Annotated in this window: 5 protein-coding genes; 2 read left to right on the forward strand and 3 right to left on the reverse strand. The window is 59.5% G+C overall.

Annotated elements, in window-relative coordinates; genetic code table 11:
• Positions 1-91 precede the first annotated feature (91 nt).
• Positions 92-1,429, reverse strand: coding sequence for a dGTP triphosphohydrolase (dgt, locus tag FN828_RS19960; protein ID WP_142495074.1), 1,338 nt, complete (start codon positions 1,427-1,429; stop codon positions 92-94).
• Between the two features lie 290 nt (positions 1,430-1,719).
• Here dgt and FN828_RS19965 point away from each other — a divergent pair, with 290 nt between their 5' ends.
• Positions 1,720-2,625, forward strand: coding sequence for a pirin family protein (locus FN828_RS19965; protein WP_142495075.1), 906 nt, complete (start codon positions 1,720-1,722; stop codon positions 2,623-2,625).
• A 3-nt stretch (positions 2,626-2,628) separates the two neighbouring features.
• On the opposite strand, the gene ggt is transcribed toward FN828_RS19965, so the two are convergent.
• Positions 2,629-4,413, reverse strand: coding sequence for a gamma-glutamyltransferase (gene ggt, locus FN828_RS19970; RefSeq protein WP_142495076.1), 1,785 nt, complete (start codon positions 4,411-4,413; stop codon positions 2,629-2,631).
• A gap of 25 nt (positions 4,414-4,438) precedes the next feature.
• Complete coding sequence (locus FN828_RS19975; protein ID WP_142495077.1) at positions 4,439-5,425, reverse strand: 2-hydroxyacid dehydrogenase; 987 nt, start codon at positions 5,423-5,425, stop codon at positions 4,439-4,441.
• A gap of 114 nt (positions 5,426-5,539) precedes the next feature.
• Between FN828_RS19975 and FN828_RS19980 the strand changes: the two genes are divergently transcribed.
• Positions 5,540-6,046: an SH3 domain-containing protein gene (locus FN828_RS19980; RefSeq protein WP_142495078.1), complete on the forward strand. Its 507-nt coding sequence runs from the start codon at positions 5,540-5,542 to the stop codon at positions 6,044-6,046.
• Positions 6,047-6,685: the final 639 nt, after the last annotated feature.

The following is a 6,685-nucleotide window of genomic DNA, read 5'->3' on the forward strand; positions in this document are numbered from 1 at the left end:
CTTCAATGCGGGGGGTGTCTTCGTGTGCGTCCATAAGGACACTCGTTAAACCCTCGCGAAATCAGCCCGCCAGACGGCCCTCGGCGTAAGCTTACGCTGAAAACAGCCGGGACATACGCAGGGCATACCGATCCGTCATACCTGAAACGAAATCCGCCAATCCATGCAACGCCTTGTCCGGGGCGTCGATGTCCCGCAAATCAAGGGACAGCGCACGGGCAATCTGTGCGGCATGATCCGGCAGTGCCTCGGCCTGCCAGCCTTGGGCTGCCATTGCTTCGTAAACGGGCAAAACCTCGTCCATCACGTTACGGATCACTTTCCGTCCCAAAATCTCCAACTCGGTTTTCCGCGCCGAGGTGAAAATCCGGTCACGGGCAAGCGCCTTTATCGCGCGAAACGCCTCTGCCCGCGCCGAGGCATCAATCAGAGCCTCGGAAAATGTGCCGTCCATGATTGCCGCATAGTTTTCCTTGAACGCCTCAACGCAAACGGAAATGGCGCTGCCGATAGCCAGCGCCCGCAACAGGGCAATCTGTTCCGCCTGCGTCATCCCCGCCGTGTCGCGATTGGTCTGGTTCGCAAGCGTATTCAGACGGTCACGTACCACATCGAACGGCAAATCACCCGAGGTAAAGGCATCCTCCAGATCGACGATATTGTAACAAATATCGTCCGCCGCTTCGACAAGGAAAACCAGCGGATGACGGCGCCACCAGCGCCCGGCATCGCTGTTTTCTTCGGGCAATCCCAAACTATGTGCAGCATCCGCAAAAATCGCTGCCTCGGATTGGAACAAACCGAATTTTTTAAGCCCGGCATAGGGCGGGGTCTTTTCGGGCAACGCCACGCGCGTGCCTGCTGTCACCGGATATTTCATAAACGCCCCAAGCACAGCCTTGGACAGGCGCATTCCGCCTTCGTTCCGATACATCTCTAGCCGGGTCAGAATGCGAAACCCTTGTGCGTTCCCCTCGAAAGCGGTCAGTTCTGCTTGTAGCCCCTGTCCCGCATCGGCAAATAGCCCAGCCCCTTCAGAGAATTTTTCGCGGAACCAATCCCCAATCGCCGCTTCGCCGGAATGCCCGAACGGTGGGTTCCCAATATCATGCGCCGCACAGGCCGCCTGTACGATATTGGCCAGTAAATGATCGTCCCCTTCGGCGATTTCCCCCTGTTCAATCAGCCAATGCCCAATACGCATCGCCAACGAACGCCCTACGCTGCTGACTTCGACGGAATGGATCAGCCGATGGTGGATGTGATCGTGATCATAAAGCGGATGTACCTGAGTTTTATTCGCCAGCCTGCGGAATGGTGCGGAAAAAATGATCCGGTCGTGATCCTGCACAAAGATCGACCTGTTTTGGCCTTCGACATATTTGGGATCGCACACCCGTTCCGCGCTAAGAAGAGAGGTCCACTGCATCGTTCTGCCTTTTGGTTATTCCAAAGAACCCTAAAGCGTTTTGCAGCAAAGCTGAATCAAGATTTTCACAACATGCGCAAAGCATTCATCCCGCGCGAATGGCTGCGGAAACGAAACGGGGGCGCTGCCCCCCGGCCTGCGGCCTTCCCCCCGGAGTATTTATGACCAGAAAGAAGGCGCGGGATGCGGGATGCCATTTTGCATTTTCGCACAGATCACGTTCGTGACTGCGGCTTGGAAAGCCGGACGCTTTGCCCCAGATTAGCCAGCAGGATACAGGAGACAAGACCATGACCTTCAGACCCGTAGCTGCCACCAGCATTGCCCGCCCCGCGATGGAAGGGGCCGGGGTTCATTTGCATCGCGTGTTTGGGTTTGATGACCCATCCCTGACGGACCCGTTCCTGATGATGGACGATTTCCGCAATGATGACCCGCGCTTGTATTCCAAGGGCTTTCCCTGGCATCCCCATCGCGGAATCGAAACCATCACCTATGTGCTGGAAGGTGAGGTTGAACATGCGGATTCACTGGGGAACAGGGGGGTTTTGGGACCGGGCGCCGTGCAATGGATGACTGCGGGGTCCGGGATCGTGCATCAGGAAATGCCCTCGGGCGACACATTGGGCCGGATGCACGGGTTTCAGCTTTGGGCGAACCTGCCGTCCTCGTTGAAAATGACTGCGCCGCGGTATCAGGACATCACAGGTAGCGATATTCCGGTGGAAATCGACGATGACGGCACCGTGGTCAAGGTGATCATCGGCAAATTCTGGGGCAAGACCGGGCCGGTGGATGGCATTGCCGCCAACCCGATGTTGCTGGATGTGTCTGTTCCCGCAGGCAAACGCAAGGTGCTGCCGGTGGACACCCGCGCCAATGCGCTGGCCTATGTCTTTGCCGGGTCAGGGACATTCCGCGATGCCAGCGATCCGGTCGGGATCAAGGTGGAAAAGGAATATCGCGGTCAGGAATTGAATATCCGCGACATGACCGGCAACCGCACTTTGGTACGGTTTGGATCGGGTGACGAAATCACGGTTCAGGCCGGGGATGATGGCATTCGGTTCCTGCTGATGACCGGACGCCCCATTCAGGAACCCGTCGCGTGGCATGGTCCCATCGTGATGAACACCCAAGACGAGTTGCGCCAAGCCTTTCGCGAGCTGCAAAACGGCACGTTCATCAAGGCATGATGATCATTCCCCCAGCGCGATCCCTTCGCGCCGGGGATCGGCCCCGCCGGACAGGCGCGGGCCGATTTCAATAGCGCCCAGCCCCGATGTCATCGGGGTGATTTTCACCGCGTAGCCCATTGCCTCCAGTGCTTGCGCGGTTTCAACATCGCCACTGCCTTCTTCGACATCGTAGCGCCCAAAGCGATTGATGCGATGCGGCTGGCTGACGGCCTGTTGCACATTCATCCCCCAATCCGCCCATGCCAGAATGGAATTGGCGACAAACCCAATAATCATGCTGCCGCCCGGCGCCCCCGTCACCAGCACCGGCTTCCCGTTCTGCATCACGATGGTTGGGGACATTGACGACCGGGGGCGTTTGCCCGGCTCTACCCGGTTGGCGATGGGCAGGCCGTCCTTATGCGTGCGAAATGAAAAATCCGTCAGTTCGTTATTCAGCAGAAAGCCCCGCACGAATAGCCGTGACCCAAAGCCGTTTTCGATGGTTGTGGTCATGGACAGCGCATTGCCATAGCGATCCACGATCGAGATATGCGAGGTCGAGGGCAGTTCAATCGCCTCGTCATCGGCCCAATTTGCGGCGTGATCGAATTTTGGGGTTCCGGGGGCGACTTCTGTCAGGCGCGGACCGGACAGCAGCGCCGCGCGGGATTGCACATAGGACGGGTCCAGCAATCCCTGCGTGGGCATCGGCACGAAATCCTCGTCCGCCATATAGCGCCCCCGGTCGGCAAAGGCCAAACGGGACGCATCGCCCAGAATACGCAGCGTTTCAGGATCATCCGGCCCCGCAGACAGGTCATATTGTTGCGCCATGCCCAGAATTTGCCCCACGGTCAGCGCCCCGGATGATGGCGGCCCCATGCCGCACACCTGATAGGTGCGATAGGGCGCACAGACGGTGGGGCGTTCTTTGGCTTGGTAAATGGCCAGATCGGTTTGTGACAACACACCGGGATTGCCAGCAGCGGTGCGCACCGTGCGCACGATGTCCGCAGCAATATCCCCAGTATAAAAGGCCCCTGCCCCGTTTTCCGCCAAAACAGCCAGCGTTTCTGCATAGGCCGGATTGCTCAGGGTTTGCCCGGCCTGCAACGGTTGCCCACCGGGCAGAAAATAATCCGCCGTCGCCGCAAATCGTGACAAACGGTCAGCATCACGGGCAATGGATTGCGCCATACGGTCGGACACGGTGAACCCATCACGGGCCAGCATCAGCGCATCGTCAAACAGCCCGGCCCAATCCAGACGCCCCCATTTTCTGTGCAACAGCTCTAGCACCGCAGGGGTGCCGGGCGTTCCAACAGACCGCCCCCCCACAACGGCATCAAAGAATTTCAACGGCTCGCCCGCAGCGTCCTGAAACAGACGCGGCGTAACGGCCAAAGGCGCGGTTTCGCGCCCGTCTAGCGTGGTCAGCGTGCCGGTCGCGGCGTCAAACCACACCACGAACGCGCCGCCACCCAGACCGGATGATTGCGGCTCAACCAGTCCCAGAACCAATTGCACAGCCACCGCCGCATCCGCCGCGCTGCCCCCCGCACGCAAGACACGCGCCCCGGCCTGCGCCGCATAGGGGTTGGCTGCGACGATCATCCAGTCATCGGCCAGAACCGGCTGGCCCGCAGCCTTGGCCGCCTGTGATGCCGCCACCGCATCGGACAGCGCCAACGCCCCGCTGCCGCCCTGTTCCGGGGCGATAGCATCCGCCGCCTGTTGCGCCAACGCTGGGGCAACACCCAAAAGAAAAAGGCCCGCGAAAACCGTATTGAATATCCGTTTCATGGGCCTTTTCCTTGTTTTCTACGGGTTACAACATCGCCGGAACCACCTGATCCGGCGGGCGGTGTCCATCCGCAAAGGTCTTGATATTGATGATGACTTTTTCGCCCATTTCGATCCGGCCTTCGACCGTGGCCGATCCCATATGCGGCAGCATCACGACATTGGGCAAATCACGCAGTTTCTGGGCGCTGTCGGTGCCGCGCTGATACACATCCAGGCCGGCCCCCGCGATTTCATTCGCGGCCAGCATCCGTGTCAGCGCGTTTTCGTCAATCACTTCCCCGCGCGAGGTGTTCACGATCACCGCCGTGGGTTTCAGCAGCTTCAACCGCCGCGCATTCATCAAATGGAACGTCGAAGGCGTATGCGGGCAGTTGATGGAGATCACATCCATCCGGGCCACCATCTGATCCAGGCTTTCCCAATAGGTCGCCTCCAGCCCGTCTTCGATCTCGGGGCGCAGACGGCGACGGTTGTGGTAATGCACCTGCATCCCAAAAACACGCGCCCGCCGCGCCACGGCCTGCCCGATACGCCCCATGCCCAGAATACCCAGACGCCGCCCACCGATGCGACCGCCCAGAAATGCGGTCGGCGACCAACCGCCCCAATCGCCGGATTTGACCGCAGCCAATCCTTCGGGAATGCGGCGGGTCACGGCCAGCAACAGGGCCATCGTCATATCGGCGGTATCATCCGTCACCACGCCGGGGGTGTTGGACACCAGAATGCCGCGCTGGCGGGCTGTGTTCACGTCGATATGATCGAATCCGGCACCATAGTTGGCGATCAGTTTCAGCCGCTCCCCGGCTTGCCCGATCAGGCCCGCGTCAATCTGGTCGGCCAATGTTGGCACCAAAACATCGCAGGTTTGAACCGCCTCGACCAGTTCGGCCCGGCTCATGGGGGTGTCATCATCCCGCAAGGTCACGTTGAACAGCTCTTTCAGCCGTGTCTCTACAACATCGGGCAAGCGTCGCGTAACAACAACACTCAGGCGTTCAGATGGCATATCGGCCCTCCCACTTCTTCCAAACGGCGCGTATTACTGGCAGAGTGGCGGATAAAGAGCCGGGTCACAAGAACCCAGTGCGAAAAATCTACCGGCAGTTCACAGGCGAATATCATGATTTCCAAGCTGTTGCAGACGGCATTATGCGCAGCCCTTATGTTTGGAGGGTCCGAAACCGCAGAAGCGGCACAAGAGCGCGGGCAGGTTACGAATCTTCCGATACCGCGTTTTGTCTCGGTCAAAACCTCCGAAGCGAATGTCCGGCGCGGTCCGGGCCTGACCCATCGCATCGACTGGGTGTTCAAACGCAAGGACATGCCGGTGGAAATCACCGCCGAATATGAACACTGGCGCCGGATTCGCGACCGCGACGGTGCGGGCGGCTGGGTGCATTATTCGCTGCTGTCCGGAGTTCGCACCGTTATCGTCGACGAAGACCTGCTGGACCTGCGCGCCCGCCCGGACGAAACCGCCCCGATCAAAGCGCGTCTGGAACTGGGTGTCATTGCCCATCTGGAAGAATGCAACCCCGATTGGTGCCGCCTGTCAGCGGGCGGCTATCGTGGCTGGGCGCATAAAACGAACCTGTGGGGCGTCGCCCCGGACGAGATTCGCGACTAAAGCGGGTTACACGCGTCGCGCCCAAATCCGTGACGCTGGCAGGGATCAGGTGGCGGGGTTCGTCGTGGTGGGGTTCGCCACTGTGCAAATCAGTACAGGGCAAATCAGTACAGGTTTTGGGCAAACGGGGGTTTTCCTTCTTTTACGCCAGCCATATGATACCCCCGCTCCTGATGAGGTATTCCAGGCTTCCCCTCATCCCGAGCCGGTACGAGTGATCTTGGGTGTGTTTGTTAGATTAGCAGGGACGTGGTAGCGCAACGCCCCTTCCCCTGCGCGAAGGGTGCCTCTCCCGTCCCCTTCGCCTCGCAACCGGATCAGTCCGGTTATTCCCCAATTCCGACCATGCCCACCAGCCCGGTCCGATTTGCCGCCGCGTTTGCCCCGACCCCACCGCCATTGTGCAAATCATCAGCGCGCGATGCGGCTGGGTCGACAGCCGCGACTGCAATTGACGTCCCAGACAGAACCACACCGCAGGACATTGACGACAATCACCGGACTAGGCTCAGGACCCATTAATCGGCTTGAGATCGCATTGGTCGCATGCTTCAAATCCCCAAACTTTCAGGGGGTATCATGAGCAATCTATTTTGGCTGACCGACGAACAGATGGCGCGGCTGCGACCGTTCTTTCCC

This window comes from Thalassovita litoralis (genome assembly GCF_900182725.1).
GTDB classification, from domain to species: domain Bacteria; phylum Pseudomonadota; class Alphaproteobacteria; order Rhodobacterales; family Rhodobacteraceae; genus Thalassobius; species Thalassobius litoralis.

Coding starts and splice junctions, on each gene's coding strand:
- FN828_RS19965 (WP_142495075.1), top strand. CDS start 1,720: ATGACCTTCAGACCCGTAGCTGCCACCAGCATTGCCCGCCCCGCGATG.
- dgt (WP_142495074.1), bottom strand. CDS start 1,429: ATGCAGTGGACCTCTCTTCTTAGCGCGGAACGGGTGTGCGATCCCAAA.
- FN828_RS19980 (WP_142495078.1), top strand. CDS start 5,540: ATGATTTCCAAGCTGTTGCAGACGGCATTATGCGCAGCCCTTATGTTT.
- ggt (WP_142495076.1), bottom strand. CDS start 4,413: ATGAAACGGATATTCAATACGGTTTTCGCGGGCCTTTTTCTTTTGGGT.
- FN828_RS19975 (WP_142495077.1), bottom strand. CDS start 5,425: ATGCCATCTGAACGCCTGAGTGTTGTTGTTACGCGACGCTTGCCCGAT.